The organism is Acinetobacter sp. GSS19 (assembly GCF_028621895.1).
Classification (GTDB): Bacteria; Pseudomonadota; Gammaproteobacteria; order Pseudomonadales; family Moraxellaceae; genus Acinetobacter.
Map to the genome: position 1 here is coordinate 887398 of NZ_CP117520.1, position 20601 is coordinate 907998.

The following is a 20601-nucleotide window of genomic DNA, read 5'->3' on the forward strand; positions in this document are numbered from 1 at the left end:
AGATAGGACATAAAATGAAAGAAGTTGTGATTGTTGCTGCAAAACGTACTGCGATTGGAAGTTTTTTGGGGGGTCTTGCTAGTGTTAGCGCACCTCAATTGGGACAGGTTGTGATTCGTGCTGTCCTCGAAGATGCTGGCATCAAACCGGAACAGGTGGATCAGGTGATCATGGGGAATGTACTCACTGCAGGTGTAGGTCAAAACCCAGCACGTCAGGCAGCTATTGCGGCCGGTATCCCAGTTTCGGTGCCGGCTTCAACCTTGAACGTGGTTTGCGGTTCAGGATTGCGTGCTGTACATCTGGCGGCACAGGCGATTGTAAGCGGAGAAGCGGATATTGTGGTGGCGGGTGGCCAAGAGTCGATGTCACAAAGTGCCCATATTATCCAGATGCGTAATGGCCAAAAAATGGGCAATGCACAGCTGATAGACAGTATGGTCTATGATGGTTTGACTGATGTGTATAACCAGTACCATATGGGCATTACCGCGGAAAATATTGTAGAAAAACTGTCGATTAGCCGTGAAGATCAGGATGCCTTGGCACTTGCTTCACAGCAACGTGCTGCCAAAGCGCAGGCTGAAGGCAAATTTGATGCGGAAATTGTACCGGTTCAGATTCCGCAACGTAAAGGTGATCCGCTGAGTTTCGAGCGTGATGAATATATCAAAGCGGACAGCAACGAGCAGAGTCTGGCCAAACTACGTCCGGCCTTTAAGAAGGATGGGACAGTGACTGCAGGAAACGCTTCGGGCATTAATGATGGAGCAGCCGCAGTCTTGGTGATGAGTGCTGATAAAGCCGCCGAACTGGGCCTAACGCCATTAGCCAAAATTAAATCTTATGCCATGTCGGGTATTGAACCGGAAGTGATGGGGCTAGGACCGGTTAATGCGGTACGAAAAACACTGGAAAAAGCAAGTTGGTCACTGCAAGAAGTGGATCTGGTTGAAGCGAATGAGGCCTTTGCTGCACAAGCCTTAGGGGTATCGAAAGAATTAGGCCTGGATATGGATAAGGTTAATGTGAACGGTGGCGCGATTGCATTGGGCCATCCAATTGGAGCATCCGGCTGTCGTATTCTGGTGACGTTGTTACACGAAATGCAACGCCGTTCAGCGAAAAAAGGTTTGGCAACATTATGTATCGGTGGCGGGATGGGGGTGGCTTTAGCGGTTGAGCGCGTTTAAGCCGAGTTCCTCACCCAACAGAGTAAAAAGAATCCTTCGGGATTCTTTTTTATCGGAGATTCATAACATACATCAAAACTGAAGAGATCTTTTAATCCTTTCCTTAAGAGGGTTAGGGATGATACAAACCTAGTTCCGTTAAATGCTGGCGTAAAATTCGTCGTAGCTCTAAGACAGCATCAGGTGTCATCTGAATGGAATGTCCACCTTTAAAAATCTTTTCTGAACGTGCACCCGGCAAATGGGCACTTTGATAACTGACAATACCATCGCTCATTTGTGTTTTCTGTTCAGTATCCGTCTGATTGCCCAAAATTGAATGATAAATCAGCCCCTGACGTGGCATCACATCTTGCGTCAGGGCAATAAAACGCGATTGATGGCTGAGGTCACTGGGGCCATTCTGAATTAGCCCCCGATCCATCTGTTGTAACAGAGATTTCATATTGGGGTCTTGCGCTTGGATGGCTTCGCTCAGGCTGGAAACAAAGACACCCGGAAGGCGGATGATTTTTCGTGCTGCGCGGGTGAACCAGCGTTCAGCATACTCGGTTCCGCGGTGTGGCGTAGCCAGAAAAATTGCACGATTGAATTGATCAATTGAACGGATTTGTAAACGTTCGTTCAGCATCGGGTCATTTTTCAGAGCGCTTTGCTGTCTTGCATTCATGGCGTGTAGCGCATCTCGGGAAAGATCAGCATTACTGACTAATAAACGGCTGATAATTCCGCCCATACTATGCCCAATCAAAACGGCATCCTGTTTGGCCGGTGCTTGTGCATTGAGCTGGCCAAAGGCATGTTTCAATAAGGCATAAATTTGCAAACGACTTTCGATCATGGGCATATTGGTGGAATAAAAAACCTGCCAGACCTGATAATGTTCACGTAATACCTGATCACCCATGATGTCATTGGTCAGTGCAATCCAGGCTTCCGGGCTACTCGCCATCCCATGTATCAGTACAATGACTTTTTTTTGCGGGTTATACGGCTCCAGCATATATAAATGGGGCATCGCCAGATTTTTTTCTCGGTCAATCAGGGAGAGATAGGCTGCAATGCCAAGATTATTTTGTGCTAGCCACAGTCCATAGGGTGCAGAAAAATTGGCTGCCAGAGGATACTGTTTATTGCCCACCCTAATTTTGTCGACCCGGTAGGGGTCATAAAGCTGAATCTGTATTTCCGGCTGATTCAGAATATCCTCGACACTCTGTAGCGATTTGGGTTGCATGGCAATTGTAGCTGCCAAGTAACGTGCCTGATGAATATTGGGATGCTGGTCATTGCGATAGGAAAAATTGAGCGGATCCAAAATATAGCGGTCATTGACCGGTTGCTGATCTTTGGCCAGAACCACTACGAATTCAGAACCGAAGCCATCACGGCGGTTGATGGAACGTAATCCGGAAAAGTTAAGATTATAACTCGACAGTAACTGTTCTACTTGCAGATGAGCTAGTTGCGGGAAGTGTGAAAAATCGATGTTATAGATGCTTTTACCGACCTTGATTTGGGACTCGACTTTGCCACTTTGATGGCGGCTGGCATAGGTCATGATCAGTTTGGCGACCGCCTGATTATAAAAATCACGGATCTGAACCTGACGGTTGTCAAAAATGCGTTCTTGTGGCTGACGTTTGGTTTTAAACAGATAGGCATAACTGTAACGAATACTTTTGTCCAGTAAATCCAGTTGCTGATCCAGACACTGTTCATGCTGTTGTTGTTGATTGTGCTGTTGCGGATTTTTAGCTTGCTGTTCAGTTGGGCTGTATTGGCAAGCGGTGGAGTCACCAAGCTGCATGGCACGCGCCAGATAAATTTCACTACTGGTCGAGAGGAGCTGTTCATCCTGGATTTGTGGAATCTGTTGGAGCTCGGCAACGCAATGAACCGCCTGCTCGATACAGGCTTTGGCTTCTCGACCCGTCATGGACAGTACATTCAGGCTGGCTTCACTCAGTTTATTGCGTGTCAGAATGCTGTCACGCTCATTGGCAATCGTGACATTCAGCGCTTGCTGTTTGACACTCACCACCTGACAGCCGCTTATCCATAGCAAACTGAGACCCATCGACACAGCAATTATTTTTTTTGTTATGAGCGTTGGCATAGTTCAACAAAGTAGAACAGATGCAGTCATCATACGTGAAGGCAGAATTTTTGTAATGTATTACGTATAAAAAATAGGCTGAACAGGCAGCCTATTTTTTAGCATTTTTGTAATACCAACCTTATTTAAGAAGCGGAATTGAGGACTTGCCAGACGTTCCAGCGGCCCTGTTTTTCAATTTCCTGGATTAAACGGTCGGCAACCTCAGCTTCACTTGGAAACTTGGCTTTATAGGCTTTTAAGGTGTTGATGGCGTTTTTCTTTTGTTCCATGGCAATGTAATTGTTGGCTGCAGACAAATAAGCTTCTTGTACCCCTGCCTTCATGGCTTTGTCTAGATAAGGAATCGCTTCACGTTGACCACCCCCTTCGGACAAGCCAAAACCAAACCAGAAATTCGCTTCCGCATCATTTTGATTGATTTTGAGAATACGCTGTGCATAGGTTAAGGATTTGCTGGTATAGGCATGACCTAAATCCAGATTGCGGCCCATGACACTGGCTTTAAACGCGCGCATTAGTACATCAAATGAAGCATTCGGATGGCTGGCCAACATATCGAGCTGTTGGCTGACTTCACGCAGCTTGCTTTCAAAACCTCGACGTTCCTGACGGTCGGTAAAGCGTGGGGGATAATGCCTTGCTTTACCCTCGACCAGTTGCAGAAAATCGTCAATCTCCGTCACATCCAGTTCATTTTCACCAGCCATCACAGCAAATTTCATGGTGCGTTCAGGTTGATTGACTGTCGGAATAATCAATTTGTTCACATCCAAGATAATGGTTTTGCTTGGATCCTGAGGTGATTTGATCTGCATCTTGTTGACGGGTTGTGCTGCGGCCTGTTTTAAGGCCAGCTCAAACGGAGGCGGTGCATCATAATTAAACGGATTCAGCGCATAGAAGGCCGGGCTAATTTCAGGTTCGATAAAGATGATCGGCTCAACCCTTTCTGGTTGGGTTGAAACGGTACTACAGGCTGTGGTAAGGAGTGAGGTCGCAATCAAAGTACAGGCCAGCGGTGTTAGACGCATAAGATTCATCCGTTGTTCTATTTTATCATTAGACAGGTTGTAGCTGAGTCTAAGAAAAAGCTCAGCAACATACAACGCTGTCCTTGTTACAGTCTTTATTGAGTGGTTTAAGGCTTGGCCTGACTGTTTTGTGCTTCGCATTCACGACGCACATCTTCGATAATTTGCAGTTCTTTTGCACTATAAGGCTGTTCATTTTGCTGCTGGGATTTAAAGGTCGGATCCAGCTGGGAAAGACGTTGACATAAACTGTTAATACGTTTTTCATTCAGCTGCAAACGATCCAGCAAAACACGCATACCTTCCAGAATAGGGTCGGACTGATCCTGTGTGGTGGCATACGGTTGGAAGCCGATCCGCTCGGCATAATCACGGCGACGTGCTTCCTGTTCCTGCTTGCTTTTATCCTGCTCTTTTTGGTCTTTCAGGATATAGCGTGCTGAGTAACCGACCGCAGTTGCACCTTCCGGAACTTCTTTGGTGACGACTGCATTTGATCCGATTTTGGCACCTTTACCGACAGTAAACGGCCCCAGAATTTTGGCACCAGCACCTACAATTACACCATCCTCTAGTGTCGGGTGACGTTTACCTTTGTTCCAAGTCGTACCACCCAAAGTCACTCCATGATACAAAGTCACGTCATCACCAATTTCGGCGGTTTCCCCGATGACCACGCCCATCCCATGATCAATAAAAAAACGTTTACCGATTTTGGCACCCGGATGAATTTCGATGCCGGTCGCAAAACGGCTGAAGGAAGACAATAAGCGGGCAGAACCCTTACAGTTTTTTTTCCACAGTTCATGCGCCATACGGTGCATGATCAGGGCATGAATACCCGGGTAGGTTGTTAAAACTTCTAAAGTATTGCGAGCGGCGGGATCTCGCGCAAATACAGCTTGGACGTCTTCTTTGAGCTGTTTAAGCATCTGATTGATCCTCTTGATCGGTCGATTTTTTCCATGTGCCATGCGTTAATGCCTGTACTCGGCTAAAAATGCCACGTAATAAGTGATATTCCATACGATCTAATTGTATCCGCCCAAACAAACGGCGCAAGCGTAAAGGTAATAATCGCGGATTTTTTGGATCCAAAAATTCAATATCTTGCAGCATTTTTTCCATATGTGGATAAAACTGCTCCATTTGTGCATGGGTGACCAGCGGTTCATCCCACTGCATGGATTCCTGTTCTGTGACCGGCATTTGTTCTTCATGTGCAGTCGGTTGCACATGCAACTGTAGGGTGGCCATGCGCATTTCATAGCAGACCACCTGAATGGCCTGGGCAACATTCAGTACCCCATAGTCAGTATTAACTGGAATGGTGACGTGATAGTTCGCTAAAGCCAGTTCTTCGTTGGTCAAACCACGATCTTCCCGTCCAAATACCACAGCGACTTGTTGCTGATGGTGTACCACGGCCTGCATGGATTTTTCTGCGGCTGGGCGGGCATCCAATAAAGGCCAGGGAATGGTTCTGCTGCGGGCACTGGTGCCAAATACCAGATGACAGTTCTGGATGGCTTGTTGCAGCGTTTCTACAATCTCGATCTGTTCAATCAGGTCGCTGGCACCGGCTGCCAACGCATCAATATCCGGATGTGGATAGGTTTTGGGTGCAACCAGGACCAGTTTACTCAGCCCCATGGTTTTCATGGCACGTAAGGCACTACCAATATTGGCAGGTAGGGTGGTATTCACCATGACAATACGTACATTTGAGAGAGATGCCGAAATTGCGGCATTGTCCAGTTGATTCATATTTGATCCGGAAAATGTTTTAAGAATATTGGCTGGTTTCGGCCTGATACAGATCTAAGGCTTCATCCATGCTCATATTGGGGGATAGCGGCGTGGTTACAGGTATTGCTGGGGAAGGCTCTGCTGCTTTTGCCGCTTTGGATTTCACTTGATATTCAACATGCAAGGCTTGTTTACCGAAATAGTCACGCAATTTGCTGAGCAATTCATCCTGTGGGGCCACTTTCCAGTTCATGCCTAGATGTAACTCTGCTGTGGCATAGTCGGTTTCCACATGCAGTTGCAACGGAATATGCTGGCACATGTCGACATTGCAGAACGGCAGCAAGATTTGCTGTAAATCATGCCCCAGTTGTGGTGTCAGCATTTCATGATCAAGCTGGATTTTAATGCTATTGGCACGTTTCTGGCGGATTTCATTTAAGGTAAAGGCCTTGGTGAGACGTCCCATCGGACGGTCAAAGCCTTCACGCTCATAGATTTCACCCTCGATGACCACGACCCGCTCGTTCACGATAATCTCTTTGAAACGCTGGAAACGTTCGTGGTTGCAGCTGACTTCGATCCGTGCTGTACCATCATCTAGGGTCACCATCATCCGGTTCGGGAAATTGGCCACGTCAATGACCAACCCGGCAAATACGGTGGTGACACCGCGCCGTGTTGGTGTTAGCTCATTAATGCGAGCTGGAATAAAGGCTTTTAATTCCTGCCGGTAAACATCAATCGGGTGACCGGTGAGATACAGGCCTAGAGTGTCTTTTTCACCTTTTAAGCGGACTTCATCACTCCATGGTTTGACTGGCTTGGCCGGTTTACGCTGCACTTCCTCCACTTCACCAAACAGGTCCATGATGCCGGTTTCACGGTTTTGTCGGGCCTGTTCAGCCGCCTGTACCGCTTCGGGCAGCTGGGCCATCAGGCTGGAACGTTCGATTCCCAGACAGTCAAGCGCACCGGCACGAATCAAGGCTTCCAGCGTGCGCTTATTGATTTTTTTCAGATCAATCCGATGACAGAAATCAAATAGGTCTTTATATGGACCTTCTTTCTGCCGCGACTCAATCACCGACTGCATGGCCTGTTCACCCACGCCTTTAATCGCACCCAGACCGTAAACAATGGTTTTTTCATCTGGCGCATGGAACTGGTACAGTGACATATTTACGGAAGGTGGCAGGACTTCTAGACCATTATTACGGCAGTCATCAATCAGGAATACCACACTGTCAGTGTTCTGCATTTCCGACGACATTACCGCAGACAGGAACTCTGCCGGATAATGTGCTTTTAACCAGGCGGTTTGATAGGCCACCAGCGCATAAGCAGCGGCATGAGATTTGTTAAAGCCGTAACCAGCGAATTTTTCCATATAGTCGAAGATATGGTTGGCGGTGACTTCATCAATACCTTTTTCTGCGGCACCTGCATTAAAGATCTGGCGCTGTTTGACCATTTCTTCCGGTTTTTTCTTACCCATCGCACGGCGCAATAAGTCCGCACCACCGAGGGTATAACCGGCACAAATCTGTGCCGTTTGCATCACCTGTTCCTGATACACCATGATGCCGTAAGTCGGTTCCAGCACGCCCTCAAGCAGAGGATGCAGATATTCAAATTCACCGCCGTGCATACGGTGGATAAAGTCCGGAATCAGGTCCATCGGGCCCGGACGATACAGGGAAACGAAGGCAATAATTTCTTCAAATTTGCTTGGACGTGCCTCTTTCAGCATTTTTTTCATGCCGACGGATTCAAACTGGAATACCGCCGTGGTGTTGGCATCCGCGAACACTCGATAGGCATCTGCATCATCTAGCGGAATATGGGAAATATTTAGTGGAGTTTCTAACTGGTTATGCTTGTTAATGTTCTGTACGGCATCTTCAATCACGGTCAGGTTACGCAGACCCAAGAAGTCAAACTTGACCAGGCCCGCAGATTCCACATCATCCTTATCGAACTGTGCAACGCGGCTGCTACCATCCGCTTCGCACATAACGGCAGAAAAGTCAGTAATTTTTGTCGGTGCAATCACCACACCACCGGCATGTTTACCGGTGTTACGGGTAATGCCTTCCAGCTTGAGTGCCATTTCCCAGATTTCAGAGGCATCGTCATAATCCGGATTAGACGGATTGGTCACCATGTCTTTCAGTTGGGGTTCCATCTCCAGCGCAGTTGCCAGATCGACACCCAACGGTTTGGAGGGAATCAGTTTGGATAGGCGGTCGGCCAGACCATAGGATTTACCCAGAACCCGTGCGACATCACGGATAGCGCCTTTCGCGGCCATGGTTCCGAAGGTGGCAATCTGTGAAACGGCATCGCGGCCATAATTTTGTGCCACATAATCAATCACGCGATCTCGACCGGCAATACAGAAGTCAATATCGAAATCGGGCATCGAAACACGTTCCGGGTTGAGGAAACGTTCGAACAGCAGCTCATAACGCAATGGATCAAGGTCAGTAATTTTCAGGCTATAGGCCACTAGGGAACCTGCACCTGAGCCCCGTCCTGGACCGACTGGAACGCCGTTATTTTTTGACCACTGAATGAAGTCCATCACGATCAGGAAGTAGCCCGGGAACCCCATGTTATTGATGATGTCGATTTCATAGACGATTCGTTCATCATAAGGTTTACGGATCTCGGGCCAATCTTCACCCCGTTTCTCGGGCGGGTAGAGGTGAGCTAAACGTTCTTCGAGACCTTCTTTGGAGAGATGGGCAAAGAAGGTTTCAATGGTATGACCTTCTGGAATTGGATAATCGGGCAGGAAGTATTTACCTAATTGCAGCGTGACGTTACAGCGCTGAGCAATGTAATAGCTATTTTCAATTGCCGATGGCAGATCGGCAAACAGCTCGGTCATCTCACTTGAGCTTTTAAAGTATTGTTCAGGACTATAGTTTTTCGGACGGCGCTCATCCCCGAGCACATAACCATCGGCAATACAGACACGCGCTTCATGTGCTTCGTAATCTTCAGAGTCAATAAAGTGCACATCATTGTGTGCCACGACACCGATTTGGTATTTTGCTGCCAGTTTGACTGCTTCACTGATGAAATCATCTTCACCTGGGCGATTGGTCCGGGTAACAGCCAGATAGACGCGATTGCCAAATTTTTCGATCCAGGCTTCCAGCAACGGTTCGGCTTTTTGTGGATTGGATGAACATAGCATTTGTCCGACATCACTATGCATGCCGAGCAGGACAATCAGATCCTGATGTTGTTGCAGGATCCAGTCTTTTTCTACGCAGGGGATATCTTGTTGCTGTCCTTCAATCCAGCCACGTGATACCAGTTCGGTCAGGCTGCGCCAGCCGTGATTGGTCATGGCCAGTAGGATCACTTTGTGTTGTGCATCGTTCAGGCGCAAGGTGCTGCCCAGAATCGGTTTGATGCCTTTACCCAGACAAGCGCGGTAAAACTTGACTGCTGCATGCAGATTGGACAGATCGGTGAGTGCCAAAGCTGGCATTTGCTCTTTGACTGCTGCTTTGATGAGATCAGGGACCCGGACTATGGATTCGGTAATCGAAAATTCTGTGTGAATACCCAAATGAACAAACCGCATAGATTAACCCTTACCTAGACCGCCGAACATTTTAACATGCTATCTCGAGTGAATTTGTTGAATATTTTCGCAAAAAGAATTTTTAGTGCAGGCATCACCTCAAAATAACTGATTGCTATTTTGTAGGGAAATTTTAAAATTTCACAAATTCTTTGATTGTTCTCTTATGAGTATAAATTATCGGCCGGATATTGATGGTCTGCGTGCTATCGCGGTGTTGTTGGTCATTTTCAACCATGTCGGCTGGAGTTTCTTCTCTGGAGGATATATCGGTGTTGATATTTTCTTCGTCATTTCAGGTTATCTCATCACCACGATTTTGCTGAAAGACATGCAACAGCAACGCTTTTCGGTCGCGCAGTTTTATAAGAAACGCGTGATCCGTTTAGCACCTGCCTACTTTACCGTGCTACTGACGGTGAGTGCAGTGGGGTATTGGTTGTTGCTGCCGCAGGAGTTGGTGCAATATTCCAAAAGTCTGATTTATTCGACTTTTTTAATGGCCAATATCTATATGCGTAAAGAAGTCGGGGATTACTTCAGCAATAGCGTGGATGAAACCCCTTTACTGCATTTATGGTCTTTAGGGGTAGAGGAACAGTTCTATATTTTTTGGCCATTGATTCTGTTGTTTTTGCTGCGCAAAGTTCCCTTGAAATGGCTTGGAGTCATTATTGCAGGATTGATTTTGTGCTCTTTGCTCAATGCTGAACTCGCAATTGCAGAAAATGCTGCCAAGGCCTATTACACCATGCCAGTGCGCGCGTTTGAGTTGCTCTTGGGCGCAATCATCATTTTCGTGCCCACATGGCCACTGAAACGTTTTTGGTCGTGGCTGGGTATTACCTTAGGCCTTGTCATCTTGGTATTCTGTGCATTGTATTTTAATGAGAATACCCATTTTCCAGGGCGTACAGCTTTGTTGCCTTGTCTGGCTACGGCACTGATTATTTATCTTGGGCAACTCGATCACAAGAGTAATCTTCTGCTCAATAATCCACTCAGTCGCTATCTCGGTAAGTTATCCTACCCGATGTATTTGTGGCATTGGCCGCTGATTGTTCTGTTTCAGTTGCATCTATGGCCATTAACCCTATTCAATCAGTTCTTGATCATCGGCATAACGCTGATCTTGGCTTATATCACCTATCGTTGGGTTGAAATGCCTTGTAAGACCTTCATTCGTGTGGCGACTCCAAAAGTGATTCTGTGGGGATTCGTGATACCTGCTGTAATTGTCACTACGGCTGCAGCCAGTGTGATTCAACACAAAGGTTTCCCCCAGCGCTTTTCACCTGAAGTGAATCAGCAAATTGCTGCATTACAGTCCTTTGCCCATCGGATCCGGATTAATTGTCATGGTTATCCGAATGCAGAGGAATTGCCGAGTATAAAACGCTGCATTTTAGGTGAACATAAAGCGGAAATTGATTTTCTGTTGATTGGTGATTCCCACGCCAACCATTTCACGGGCATGCTGGATGTTTGGGCGAAGGATGCGCACCTGCGTGGGTATGATGTCACACAAGATACTACAGTCTATTTGCCAGGTGTTGAAATGCTGGAGGAGTCTTCTGTCAGCGCTGATACCGTGGATCAAACTTTTAAAGCGCGGAATGAGGCGATCACAGCCCATTTAAAAGAGCATCGGTATAAATTTGTCGTATTGTCGGGTTACTTCAATCATTATTTTGATGAAAAACTGCGTACAGCAACCGCCCAGCACACTGAGCAGGCGTATATGCAAGGCTTGAGAAATGCGATACAACAGATCAAGGCATCCGGGGCACAACCCGTTATATTGATGGATACCCCCGATTTGCAGGAACTGCGCGCCAGTTGTCCTGTACGTGCAACAGCATTGCATTTGAAGAACGTCTGCCAAGGTTCTTATCTGCAATTTCAGCAGGAAAGTGCAAAATTTCTGCAGATGGTGCAGCAGCTCAATCAAAGGTATCCAGATTTAGTCGTGATTGATCCTGCACGAGCTATGTGTGATCAGCAGGTCTGTCAGCTATCACTTAATGAGGTGCCACTTTATCGTGATCAGGACGATGACCATCTTAACTATCAAGGGTCTACCGAACTTGGACGTGAATATTTAAAACGCTTTGGCAATCCATTACGGTTTTAAGGTTACGCATAAAAAAGGAGCTTTGATTAAAGCTCCTTTTTTACATCGGTTAAACTCAGGCCCGTAATTTTGCCAGGAAACGGCTTAAACGGTTAATGGCTTCGCGCAATTCATTCTCTGCGGGTAAGAACACCACACGGAAATGATCGGGGCTTGGCCAGTTAAACCCCGTGCCTTGTACTAACAATACTTTCTCCGCACGCAGCAGATCGAGCATCAGTTGTTCATCGTCTTCAATATGGTAAACATTTGGGTCAAGACGTGGGAAACAGTACATTGCACCTTCTGGTTTGACACAAGACACCCCTGGAATTTCGTTCAGCATTTCCCAGGCAATATTGCGCTGTTCATACAAACGGCCGCCCGGACGGGTCAGATCATTTATCGATTGATAACCGCCCAGTGCGGTTTGAATCGCATATTGAGCCTGGTGGTTGGCACACAAGCGCATTGAAGCCAGCATATCCAGACCTTCAATATAATCTTGTGCACGGGATTTATCACCGGTAATTGCCATCCAGCCGGAACGGAAACCCGCAATACGATAAGCTTTGGACAGACCATTAAAGGAAATACACAACTGATCGCCTGCTAAAGAGGCGACAGAGACATGCTCGATGCCATCATAGACAATTTTGTCGTAAATTTCGTCAGCAAACAGGATCAGGTCATATTTCTTCGCCAAAGCCACAATCTGTTCCAGAATGTGACGTGGATACACAGCACCTGTTGGATTGTTCGGATTAATGATGACAATCCCGCGTGTGTTTGGCGTGATTTTGCTTTCCATATCCGCGATGTCCGGATACCAGAAATTTTCTTCATCACATTTATAGTGGATCGCAGTACCACCAGATAGGTTTACTGCAGCTGTCCATAACGGATAATCCGGCATTGGCACCAGCATCTCATCGCCATCATCGAGCAGACCTTGCATGGCAATCATGATGAGTTCAGATACACCATTACCAATATAGACATCTTTAACGGTCAGGCCAAACACGCCTTTTTGCTGGTAGTATTGGCAGATGGCCTTACGTGCGGGGAAAATCCCTTTGGAATCGGTATAACCCACTGCGTTTGGCAGGTTCATTGCAACGTCATTGATAATTTCTTGTGGAGCTTCGAAGCCAAATGGAGCAGGGTTACCAATATTGAGCTTAATAATTTTATGCCCTTGTTCTTCCATTTCATTGGCCGCTCGTAACACTGGTCCACGAATGTCATAGCAAACATGCTCAAGCTTAGACGATTTTTTAATTTCGCGTGGTGTCGTGTTACCTAAAACGGACATAATCTCATCCAATTATATGTATGTTAAGAAAAAAATAGATTCACTGAAAATGCACAATCTATGGTGAAATTTCGCTAGAAATTTATCAATCTCTAGCGTAAATATGGACGTACAGAAGCATGACACCGAATGCTATCGATTTAAAGGAGTTAGTCATGGGAAAACTCAATAAAACAGACCGAGAATGGCAAAGAGAGTTATCACCAGAAGAGTTTCGCATTACGCGTCAAAAGGGAACGGAGCCTGCTTTTACCGGTAAATACTGGAACAGCAAACAGCATGGAACCTATGTGTGTCGCTGCTGTGGTGCAGAATTGTTTTCGTCTGAAACCAAATATGACAGTGGCAGTGGCTGGCCAAGTTTTTACCGTCCTGTCAACTCTGCTGCGATTGAAGAGCATCAGGACAGTTCCTATGGTATGAACAGAACTGAAATCGTTTGTCATCATTGTGACGCACATTTGGGGCATGTCTTCCCGGATGGTCCTGAACCGACAGGACTGCGTTATTGCGTAAATTCAGCCTCTTTAGAATTAAAAACACAAGAAAAAACCGATGAGGAAAATTATCCATGACCAATATTTATCAGTTTGAAGCTGAACGTTTAAATGGGGATACCCAGTCTTTTGCCGACTATCGTGGCAAAGTTTTGTTGATCGTGAATACCGCAAGTAAATGTGGTTTTACGCCGCAATTTGCTGGATTAGAAAAACTTTATCAGCAGTACCATGCACAAGGACTGGAAGTTCTGGGATTTCCCTGTAACCAGTTCGGAGGGCAAGATCCCGGAACCAACCAGCAGATTGGTGAATACTGCAAAAAAAATTACGGGGTGAGCTTCCCGATGTTTGCCAAGATCGATGTGAAAGGTCCGGAAGCGCATGTCCTGTTCCGCTTCCTGACTCGGGAGGCCAAGGGCTTGTTAGGCAGCCAGAGTATTAAGTGGAATTTTACCAAGTTTTTGGTCGGTAAAAATGGTGAGGTATTAAACCGTTATGCACCGACCACCAAGCCCGAGGCTTTGGCCGAAGATATTGAAAAGGCGTTGGCACAAGCCTAAGCATAAAAAGGGCGATCATTTAATCGCCCTCATTTTGCCTGACGACAGTCTTTTATAAAATCGCTTTTAAGCGTTGGATGACCTGCTCGCACTGGGCAAGATCTGCGACCAAAGCCATACGTACATGGTTTTCACCCGGATTACCCTGTTCAGTATCCCGCGATAAATAACGGCCCGGAAGTACCTTGATATGGGCTTTTTCCATGAGCATCTTGGCAAAGACTTCATCATTGTCCACTTTCAGCCAGTAATAGAAACCGGCATCTGGTTTTTGTAGAGGCAATAAATGACTGAGTTCAGATTGGAACAAATCGAATTTCGCACGGTACTGCTGACGGTTTTCTTCCACATGTGCTTCGTCATTCCATGCTGAAATTGACGCCAATTGGTGTTGAACCGGCATTGCTGCACCGTGATAAGTGCGGTATTGCAGATAAGGTTTTAATAATGCCGCATCACCGGCGACAAAACCGGAACGCATGCCGGGCAAGTTAGAGCGTTTTGAAAGCGAATGGAACACGATACAGTTTTTATAGTCATCGCGACCCAATTCTGCACACACTTCTAGCAGACCGGTTGGAGCCTCATCAAACCACAATTCCGAGTAGCATTCATCCGAAGCGATGACGAAACCGTATTGATCTGACAGTGCAATCAACTTTTTAAATTGTTCTTTCGATAACACCGCACCGGTTGGATTACCGGGTGTACAGACAAAGAGGAGTGCTGTTTTTTCCCAGACTGCAGCTGGTACGGCATCAAAATCACCAAGATAATGATTTTCTTCCGTACAGTTAATGAAATATGGCTGTGCACCTGCGAGCAGTGTTGCACCTTCATAAATCTGGTAGAACGGATTCGGCATCACCACATAAGGGGCATCTTCGCGTTTGATCAGGGCCTGTACAAAGGAGAAAATCCCTTCACGGGTTCCGGAAACGGGCAAGACGTGCTGTTCAGCACTGATGCTATTCAGTTTGAAACGACGGGTCAGCCAGTCGGCAATGCTCTGGCGTAATTCTGGCAAGCCCTTACTGTTGGGATAGGTCGATAAATGCTGGAAGTTGTCAATAATCGCCTGTTTCACAAACTCTGGTGCAGGATGTTTCGGCTCACCAATCGATAACGGAATCAAAGGTAATGCCGCAGGGGTAACATCTTGAAAGAGTTTGTTTAACTTTTCAAAAGGATAAGGATGCAATAATGACAAACTAGAGTTCATGGAATCAATACCGAACAGTTGAACTTAATGTGGGATTACCACTTGGCTGGTTGCTTCATCAAGCGCCGCTTTTAATTGTGCAGCGAATTGACGGGTTTCCGCATCATCCAGCGGGGTGCCATCTTTTTTCGTGACAAAGAAGATATCTTCTGCGCGCTCACCCAGAGTTGCAATTCTAGCAGAATGGATATCCAAACCCTGCATCATAAACAATCCACCGACGCGTGCCAGTAAACCTGGCTGGTCAAGTGTTGAAATTTCCACCATATTCTGCTGTAAAGCAGGGTTGAGGGTAATATCAACGGTGGTTTCCACCTCAAAATGACGCAATTGACGCGGGATACGGCGTTGCATTAATCCTGGATATTTTTCTGATTCGCTCAAGGCGCTGACCAGTGCATGAATCACCGTGTCTTCACGTTCAGGATCGGTGAGCAAGGTACCAAAACGGTCTAGCACCACGTAGGTATCTAGACTGAAGGCTTTAGTTGCCGTGATAATCCGTGCATCCTGTACATCGAGATCCATGCGGTCGAGCACGGCGACTGTGGTGGCAAACAGGTTGGGCTTATCTTGGGTATAAATAAAGATCTGAACCGCGTCCTGTGCCGATTTACGGTGCGCACGCATCAAGACCAGTGGTGCTGGATTGTTGCCATGCTGCAGGATGGCACGGGTGTGCCAGGCAATTTCATCCGCCGATTCTTTCAGGAAGTATTCATCACCCAGTTCATGCCAGACTTTTTCGACTTCATCGAGTGAAAACTCCTCAACCAGCAATTCACTGGCCGCGAATTTGGTGTCTTCAATCAGCATTTGATAGTTTACTGGACGGCCTAAACCGGTGCGGATGACATCACGGGCATGGGTATACAGTTGACGCATCAGTGAAGCACGCCAGCTGTTCCAGAGTTTGGGATTTGTCGCATTGATATCCGCCACAGTCAGGGTATACAGATAATCCAGATGTTCCATATCCCCGAGTTTTTCGGCAAAAGCCTGCACCACATCCGGATCGGAAATATCTTTTTTCTGCGCGGTTAATGACATTAACAGGTGATTCTGGATCAGCCAGGCAACCAGTTGACACTCGCGTTCACTAAAGCCGTGTGCACGGCAGAATTCAATCGCATCGACTGCACCGAGTTCACTGTGGTCACCACCACGGCCTTTGGCAATATCATGGAATAGCGCAGCAAGAAAGACGATGTCAGGGCGTGCCAAACGCTGGAAAACCGAACTTACGACTGGAAAGTCTTTGGCAAATTCCGGTGCCTTGAAACGGCTGAGATTGCGCAGCAACAATAAAGTATGGGCATCAACCGTGTAGATATGAAACAGGTCGTACTGCATCAGACCAACAATCTGGCCAAATGCCGGAATGTAATTGCCCAGTACGCCATAACGTTTCATTGCCACCAGCGTGTCATATAGTCGCTGGGGAGATCGGATGATGGCCATGAATAGAGCCTGATGTTCCGGATTGTTGCGGAAGCTCAGGTCAATCCGCTTGGCTGCCAAAGTGACCAGACGCAGGGTACGCGCACGGATACCTTCGATATCCGGCCGATTAGCCAACAGGTAGAACAATTCCAGAATGGCACTTGGATTTTCGGCAAACACTTTATGATGTTGTACTGCCAATTTCCCATCCACCAGCTTGAAGTTCTGGTTGATCTCTTCAATTTGACGTTCATAGTTGGGCAGACGTGGGGTAATGACCGATTCGTTAAAATAGGCCAATAGCATTTCATTCAGGGTTGAAACCTGTTGCGCAGTACGGTAATAGCGCTTCATGAACTGTTCAATTGGATAATTCGGATGCTGATCATCCTGACGGACATAACCGAATTTCGCGGCAATTTCACGCTGATAATCAAATAACAGACGGTTTTCATCCCGCTTGGTTAAACGGTGCAGATGATGACGGATTTCCCACAAGAAACTTTCCGCTTCTTCCAGTACGCCCAGCTCAAACTCCGAGATAAAGCCCAGATGCACCAAATCATAAATGCGGTTGACCCGGAAATGCCGTTTGGCAATCCAGCCAATCTGATTAATGTCCCGCATGCCACCCGGTGCATTTTTAATGTCTGGCTCCAGATTGCTCTCGGTATTGTTATGTTGCGCATAACGTTTGGCCTGTTCTGCCATTTTGGCATCGTAAAAGGTTTTATCGGTCCAGCTTTTCGACACAATTTTGCGTGGCCATTTCGCCAACAGGCTGTTACCGGTAATCAGACGGGCTTCAATCAGCGCCGTGGCAACAGTCAGATCACTGGTTGCTGCATCGACACAGTCACGAATCGTGCGGACACTGATCCCGGGTTTAAAATTGCCGACATCCCAGAGTGATGAGATAAAAGTGGAAATCAGCTGTTCCCGCTCGGGCGTGATTTCATCTTCTGACAAAATCATGATATCGACATCCGAGTAAGGGAGCATTTCCCGACGACCGTAACCACCCACTGCAAACAGGCCGAGATTGGTCTGATCCAGTCCGGCATGTTGCCACAAGAAAATCAGGGCTTCATCGATCAGGTTGGAACGGGTATTCACCACGTCCCGAATGGATTGCCCACTTTCAAAACCATCCTGAAGCTGCTTCTCGACATCAGTACGCCATTGGTTAATGGCGTGGATGTCATGGTTACTCTTGACGTAATTCAGCAGAGGAGATGTGTTGATCATAGAAAGTGAGTCCGTAAATATAAAAATCCTATTGGCTTTGCAGTACGCTGACCTGATCGGCCGTTTGCTGCGCTAGCTCACGTGCTTGTTCGGTGGTCGCTGCACGTGCGGTCGCAACACCCATGCGGCGACGTTTAAAGCCTTCCGGCTTGCCAAACAGGCGTAAGTCGGTATCTGGATGAGCTAAAGCAAGATTTAGGCCAGTGTATTGCAGGTTTTGGTCATCCACACCCGCATAAATCACTGCACTCGCCGCTACACTATGTCGAGCTGTGTTGACTGGCAAGCCTAAAATTGCGCGGGCATGCAACTCAAATTCACTTTGATATTGCGAAGCTAACGTGACCAAACCGGTATCATGTGGGCGTGGGGAGACTTCACTGAACCAGACCTGATCGCCTTTCACGAATAGTTCCACGCCAAAAATGCCACAGCCACCAAGTGCTTGTGTCACTTTCTCCGCAATGCGTTTGGCTTCCTGCAAAGCATTTGCTGTCATCGGTTGTGGCTGCCAGCTTTCTACATAGTCACCCGCATCCTGACGGTGGCCGATCGGGTCACAGAATTGGGTTTCTATCACACCGGTATGCGGATTTTTGCTGCGTACGGTCAGCAGAGTAATTTCAAAATCAAAATCGATTTGTGATTCAACGATCACTTTACCCTGATTGACCCGGCCAGCCTGCATCGCATAATCCCAGGCGGCATCGACTTCAGCAAAACTTTTCACGCGTGATTGTCCTTTGCCTGAGGAGGACATGACCGGTTTCACAAAATTTGGATAGCCAATATCGTCACAGGCTGCACGGAAACTTTCCAGAGAATCAGCAAAACGGTAGGCCGAAGTTGGCAGCCCCAGTTCTTCAGCGGCCAAACGACGGATACCTTCACGGTTCATGGTCAGATTGACGGCCTTGGCCGAAGGAATCACGGTAGCTAGTTGTTGCTGTTCAATCTCAAGCAACACTTCGGTGGCAATCGCCTCGATTTCCGGCACGATCAGATGGGGGTGTACATTCTGGATTAGCTGTTTGAGCTGTTGAGGATCGGCCATATTCAGCACATGAGAAAAATGTGCTACCTGCATGGCGGGTGCATGATCATAACGATCTGCTGCATGAACTTCGACACCTAGGCGCTGTAGGGAAATCACGACTTCTTTGCCCAGTTCACCTGATCCGAGTAGGAGAACTTTAAACGCAGAAGATTGAAGTGGAGTACCTAAAGTCACGCTCATGCGAATCATCCTGGTAAAAGTGGTGATTAAGCATAGCAGAACTCACGCGGCTGTTAAGCACTGATTCACAGAAAAACCAATTTTTTGTTGAATTGTGAGCAGAACACTAAATCTTTAAATTCATTCAACTTTACGCTGAAAAAGGCACATAAGTATAGATCAGGCCATAGACTAAGGCGGCAGTGAGCGTCGCCGGGACAATCTTCTTAAATTTAAAATACAGCCCGCTTAACACGATAAACCCAAAGAGCATCGCTAAACTTTTATTGGGGGTCTCAATGAGCGGCGGTAGGGTCGCGACCACCAGCATCGAACTGATGGCGGAAATGCCGATGCTTCCCAAGGCAATTTTAAGCCAAATCGCACCACGTTGCTGTTGATGCTGCTGACGTTTCTGAATGACAAAAAATGGCCCGAAACGTGAAGCAAAATTGGCAATCCCGACCAGTAGGCCGACTAAAAGAATTTCGAGATTCATCCTGCATGATCCTCATCAGCAGCGTGGAATAAATAGTGTTTGCATAAACCTGCCGCAATCCCGGCCAAGATACCGATAAAAATTGCAGCGGAAAGATTGATCCAGTAACAGGCCAATCCCGACACGATTAACGCAACGCTTACAACCAAGGTATGTTTTTTCTCAAAGGCCGCCAGCAAGAAACTCAAGAATAACGCTGGGAGCAAGAAATCTAGGGCGGCCTGCAAAAATTGTGGTAACTGGCTGACCTGATCAGCAAATAGACCACCGAGTAGCGACCCCAGCGCCCAGGACATCCAGCTGAACAGACTCAAGCCGAGCATCCAGGATTCAGACCATTGTTGCCGACGCTGTGACAATTGAATCATGCCACTGGCAAAGACTTCATCGGTGAGACCCCAGGCCCAGATGGCGGTTTTTTTCAGGTTGAGCCGGTCTTGAATCAGGTGATACAACGCTGGCCCATAAAGTACATGACGGATATCGAGTGCGATGACGGTCAGTGCCGTGAGCCAGATAGACGTACCACTACCCAATAAAGCCACCACCAGAAACTGACTGGCACCGGCATACATAGAGCAGGATAAAAATAGCGCTTCCCATGGTGTAAAGCCAAATTGGGTTGCAGATACTCCAAAGGCAAAAGATACAGGTAAGTAGGTAAAAATAATCGCTTGGCTATCTTTTGCGCCTTGCCAGAAACTGGCAGGTTGGAGAGGAGAAGGATTGTGCTCGGACACGCTGCACCTTGCGGGAAAAATTGAACAACAGGTCAAAAGATTGAGT

15 protein-coding genes are annotated in these 20601 nt (G+C 47.1%); 4 read left to right on the plus strand and 11 right to left on the minus strand.

Annotated features, from left to right (window positions below; translation table 11 throughout):
• Positions 1–14: 14 nt before the first annotated feature.
• Positions 15–1193 (plus strand): acetyl-CoA C-acetyltransferase, encoded by a 1179-nt coding sequence (locus tag PGW99_RS04290; protein WP_273778914.1) that lies wholly within the window; start codon positions 15–17, stop codon positions 1191–1193.
• A gap of 112 nt (positions 1194–1305) precedes the next feature.
• Here the strand turns inward: PGW99_RS04290 and PGW99_RS04295 are convergent, their stop codons facing one another.
• From PGW99_RS04295 to dnaE, 5 genes are all read right to left on the minus strand, one after another.
• Positions 1306–3312 (minus strand): esterase/lipase family protein, encoded by a 2007-nt coding sequence (locus PGW99_RS04295; protein WP_443098209.1) that lies wholly within the window; start codon positions 3310–3312, stop codon positions 1306–1308.
• Between the two features lie 125 nt (positions 3313–3437).
• Complete coding sequence (locus PGW99_RS04300; RefSeq protein ID WP_273778916.1) at positions 3438–4346, minus strand: ABUW_2363 family tetratricopeptide repeat lipoprotein; 909 nt, start codon at positions 4344–4346, stop codon at positions 3438–3440.
• A gap of 107 nt (positions 4347–4453) precedes the next feature.
• On the minus strand, positions 4454–5278 hold the full coding sequence (gene cysE / locus PGW99_RS04305; protein ID WP_273779427.1) for a serine O-acetyltransferase: 825 nt from the start codon (positions 5276–5278) through the stop codon (positions 4454–4456).
• Positions 5271–6113: an RNA methyltransferase gene (locus PGW99_RS04310; RefSeq protein WP_273778917.1), complete on the minus strand. Its 843-nt coding sequence runs from the start codon at positions 6111–6113 to the stop codon at positions 5271–5273. Before PGW99_RS04310 ends, cysE begins: the two co-directional genes overlap by 8 nt.
• Positions 6114–6132: 19 nt before the next feature.
• Positions 6133–9699 carry a DNA polymerase III subunit alpha gene (gene dnaE / locus PGW99_RS04315; protein ID WP_273778918.1) on the minus strand — a complete coding sequence of 1189 codons (3567 nt, stop codon included), beginning with the start codon at positions 9697–9699 and terminating at the stop codon, positions 6133–6135.
• A gap of 166 nt (positions 9700–9865) precedes the next feature.
• On the opposite strand from dnaE, the gene PGW99_RS04320 reads away from it, so the two are divergent.
• The gene (locus tag PGW99_RS04320; RefSeq protein WP_273778919.1) at positions 9866–11833 is read left to right on the plus strand and encodes an acyltransferase family protein; all 1968 of its coding nucleotides are present in this window, start codon (positions 9866–9868) and stop codon (positions 11831–11833) included.
• A gap of 55 nt (positions 11834–11888) precedes the next feature.
• Here PGW99_RS04320 and PGW99_RS04325 read toward each other — a convergent pair whose 3' ends face one another.
• Positions 11889–13127: a pyridoxal phosphate-dependent aminotransferase gene (locus tag PGW99_RS04325; RefSeq protein ID WP_273778921.1), complete on the minus strand. Its 1239-nt coding sequence runs from the start codon at positions 13125–13127 to the stop codon at positions 11889–11891.
• A 155-nt stretch (positions 13128–13282) separates the two neighbouring features.
• On the opposite strand from PGW99_RS04325, the gene msrB reads away from it, so the two are divergent.
• Together msrB and PGW99_RS04335 are read left to right on the plus strand one after the other, a co-directional pair.
• Positions 13283–13702: a peptide-methionine (R)-S-oxide reductase MsrB gene (gene msrB, locus PGW99_RS04330; RefSeq protein ID WP_273778922.1), complete on the plus strand. Its 420-nt coding sequence runs from the start codon at positions 13283–13285 to the stop codon at positions 13700–13702.
• Complete coding sequence (locus PGW99_RS04335) at positions 13699–14187, plus strand: glutathione peroxidase (RefSeq protein WP_273778923.1); 489 nt, start codon at positions 13699–13701, stop codon at positions 14185–14187. The genes msrB and PGW99_RS04335 overlap by 4 nt, the downstream gene beginning before the upstream one ends.
• Before the next feature lie 52 nt (positions 14188–14239).
• Here the strand turns inward: PGW99_RS04335 and dapC are convergent, their stop codons facing one another.
• From dapC to PGW99_RS04360, 5 genes are all read right to left on the minus strand, one after another.
• Complete coding sequence (dapC, locus tag PGW99_RS04340; protein ID WP_273778925.1) at positions 14240–15409, minus strand: succinyldiaminopimelate transaminase; 1170 nt, start codon at positions 15407–15409, stop codon at positions 14240–14242.
• Positions 15410–15433: 24 nt separating this feature from the next.
• Positions 15434–18100 (minus strand): [protein-PII] uridylyltransferase, encoded by a 2667-nt coding sequence (gene glnD, locus PGW99_RS04345; protein ID WP_273778926.1) that lies wholly within the window; start codon positions 18098–18100, stop codon positions 15434–15436.
• 28 nt (positions 18101–18128) lie between these two features.
• Positions 18129–19346 carry a formate-dependent phosphoribosylglycinamide formyltransferase gene (gene purT / locus PGW99_RS04350; protein WP_273778928.1) on the minus strand — a complete coding sequence of 406 codons (1218 nt, stop codon included), beginning with the start codon at positions 19344–19346 and terminating at the stop codon, positions 18129–18131.
• 121 nt (positions 19347–19467) lie between these two features.
• Positions 19468–19815, minus strand: coding sequence for an L-valine transporter subunit YgaH (ygaH, locus tag PGW99_RS04355; RefSeq protein ID WP_273778929.1), 348 nt, complete (start codon positions 19813–19815; stop codon positions 19468–19470).
• Positions 19812–20555, minus strand: a complete 744-nt coding sequence (locus PGW99_RS04360) for an AzlC family ABC transporter permease (protein ID WP_273778930.1) — start codon at positions 20553–20555, stop codon at positions 19812–19814. Before PGW99_RS04360 ends, ygaH begins: the two co-directional genes overlap by 4 nt.
• Positions 20556–20601: the final 46 nt, after the last annotated feature.

Coding starts and splice junctions, on each gene's coding strand:
- PGW99_RS04300 (WP_273778916.1), bottom strand. CDS start 4,346: ATGCGTCTAACACCGCTGGCCTGTACTTTGATTGCGACCTCACTCCTT.
- PGW99_RS04335 (WP_273778923.1), top strand. CDS start 13,699: ATGACCAATATTTATCAGTTTGAAGCTGAACGTTTAAATGGGGATACC.
- dnaE (WP_273778918.1), bottom strand. CDS start 9,699: ATGCGGTTTGTTCATTTGGGTATTCACACAGAATTTTCGATTACCGAA.
- PGW99_RS04295 (WP_443098209.1), bottom strand. CDS start 3,312: ATGCCAACGCTCATAACAAAAAAAATAATTGCTGTGTCGATGGGTCTC.
- purT (WP_273778928.1), bottom strand. CDS start 19,346: ATGATTCGCATGAGCGTGACTTTAGGTACTCCACTTCAATCTTCTGCG.
- glnD (WP_273778926.1), bottom strand. CDS start 18,100: ATGATCAACACATCTCCTCTGCTGAATTACGTCAAGAGTAACCATGAC.
- PGW99_RS04320 (WP_273778919.1), top strand. CDS start 9,866: ATGAGTATAAATTATCGGCCGGATATTGATGGTCTGCGTGCTATCGCG.
- cysE (WP_273779427.1), bottom strand. CDS start 5,278: ATGCTTAAACAGCTCAAAGAAGACGTCCAAGCTGTATTTGCGCGAGAT.
- dapC (WP_273778925.1), bottom strand. CDS start 15,409: ATGAACTCTAGTTTGTCATTATTGCATCCTTATCCTTTTGAAAAGTTA.
- PGW99_RS04310 (WP_273778917.1), bottom strand. CDS start 6,113: ATGAATCAACTGGACAATGCCGCAATTTCGGCATCTCTCTCAAATGTA.
- ygaH (WP_273778929.1), bottom strand. CDS start 19,815: ATGAATCTCGAAATTCTTTTAGTCGGCCTACTGGTCGGGATTGCCAAT.
- PGW99_RS04325 (WP_273778921.1), bottom strand. CDS start 13,127: ATGTCCGTTTTAGGTAACACGACACCACGCGAAATTAAAAAATCGTCT.
- PGW99_RS04290 (WP_273778914.1), top strand. CDS start 15: ATGAAAGAAGTTGTGATTGTTGCTGCAAAACGTACTGCGATTGGAAGT.
- msrB (WP_273778922.1), top strand. CDS start 13,283: ATGGGAAAACTCAATAAAACAGACCGAGAATGGCAAAGAGAGTTATCA.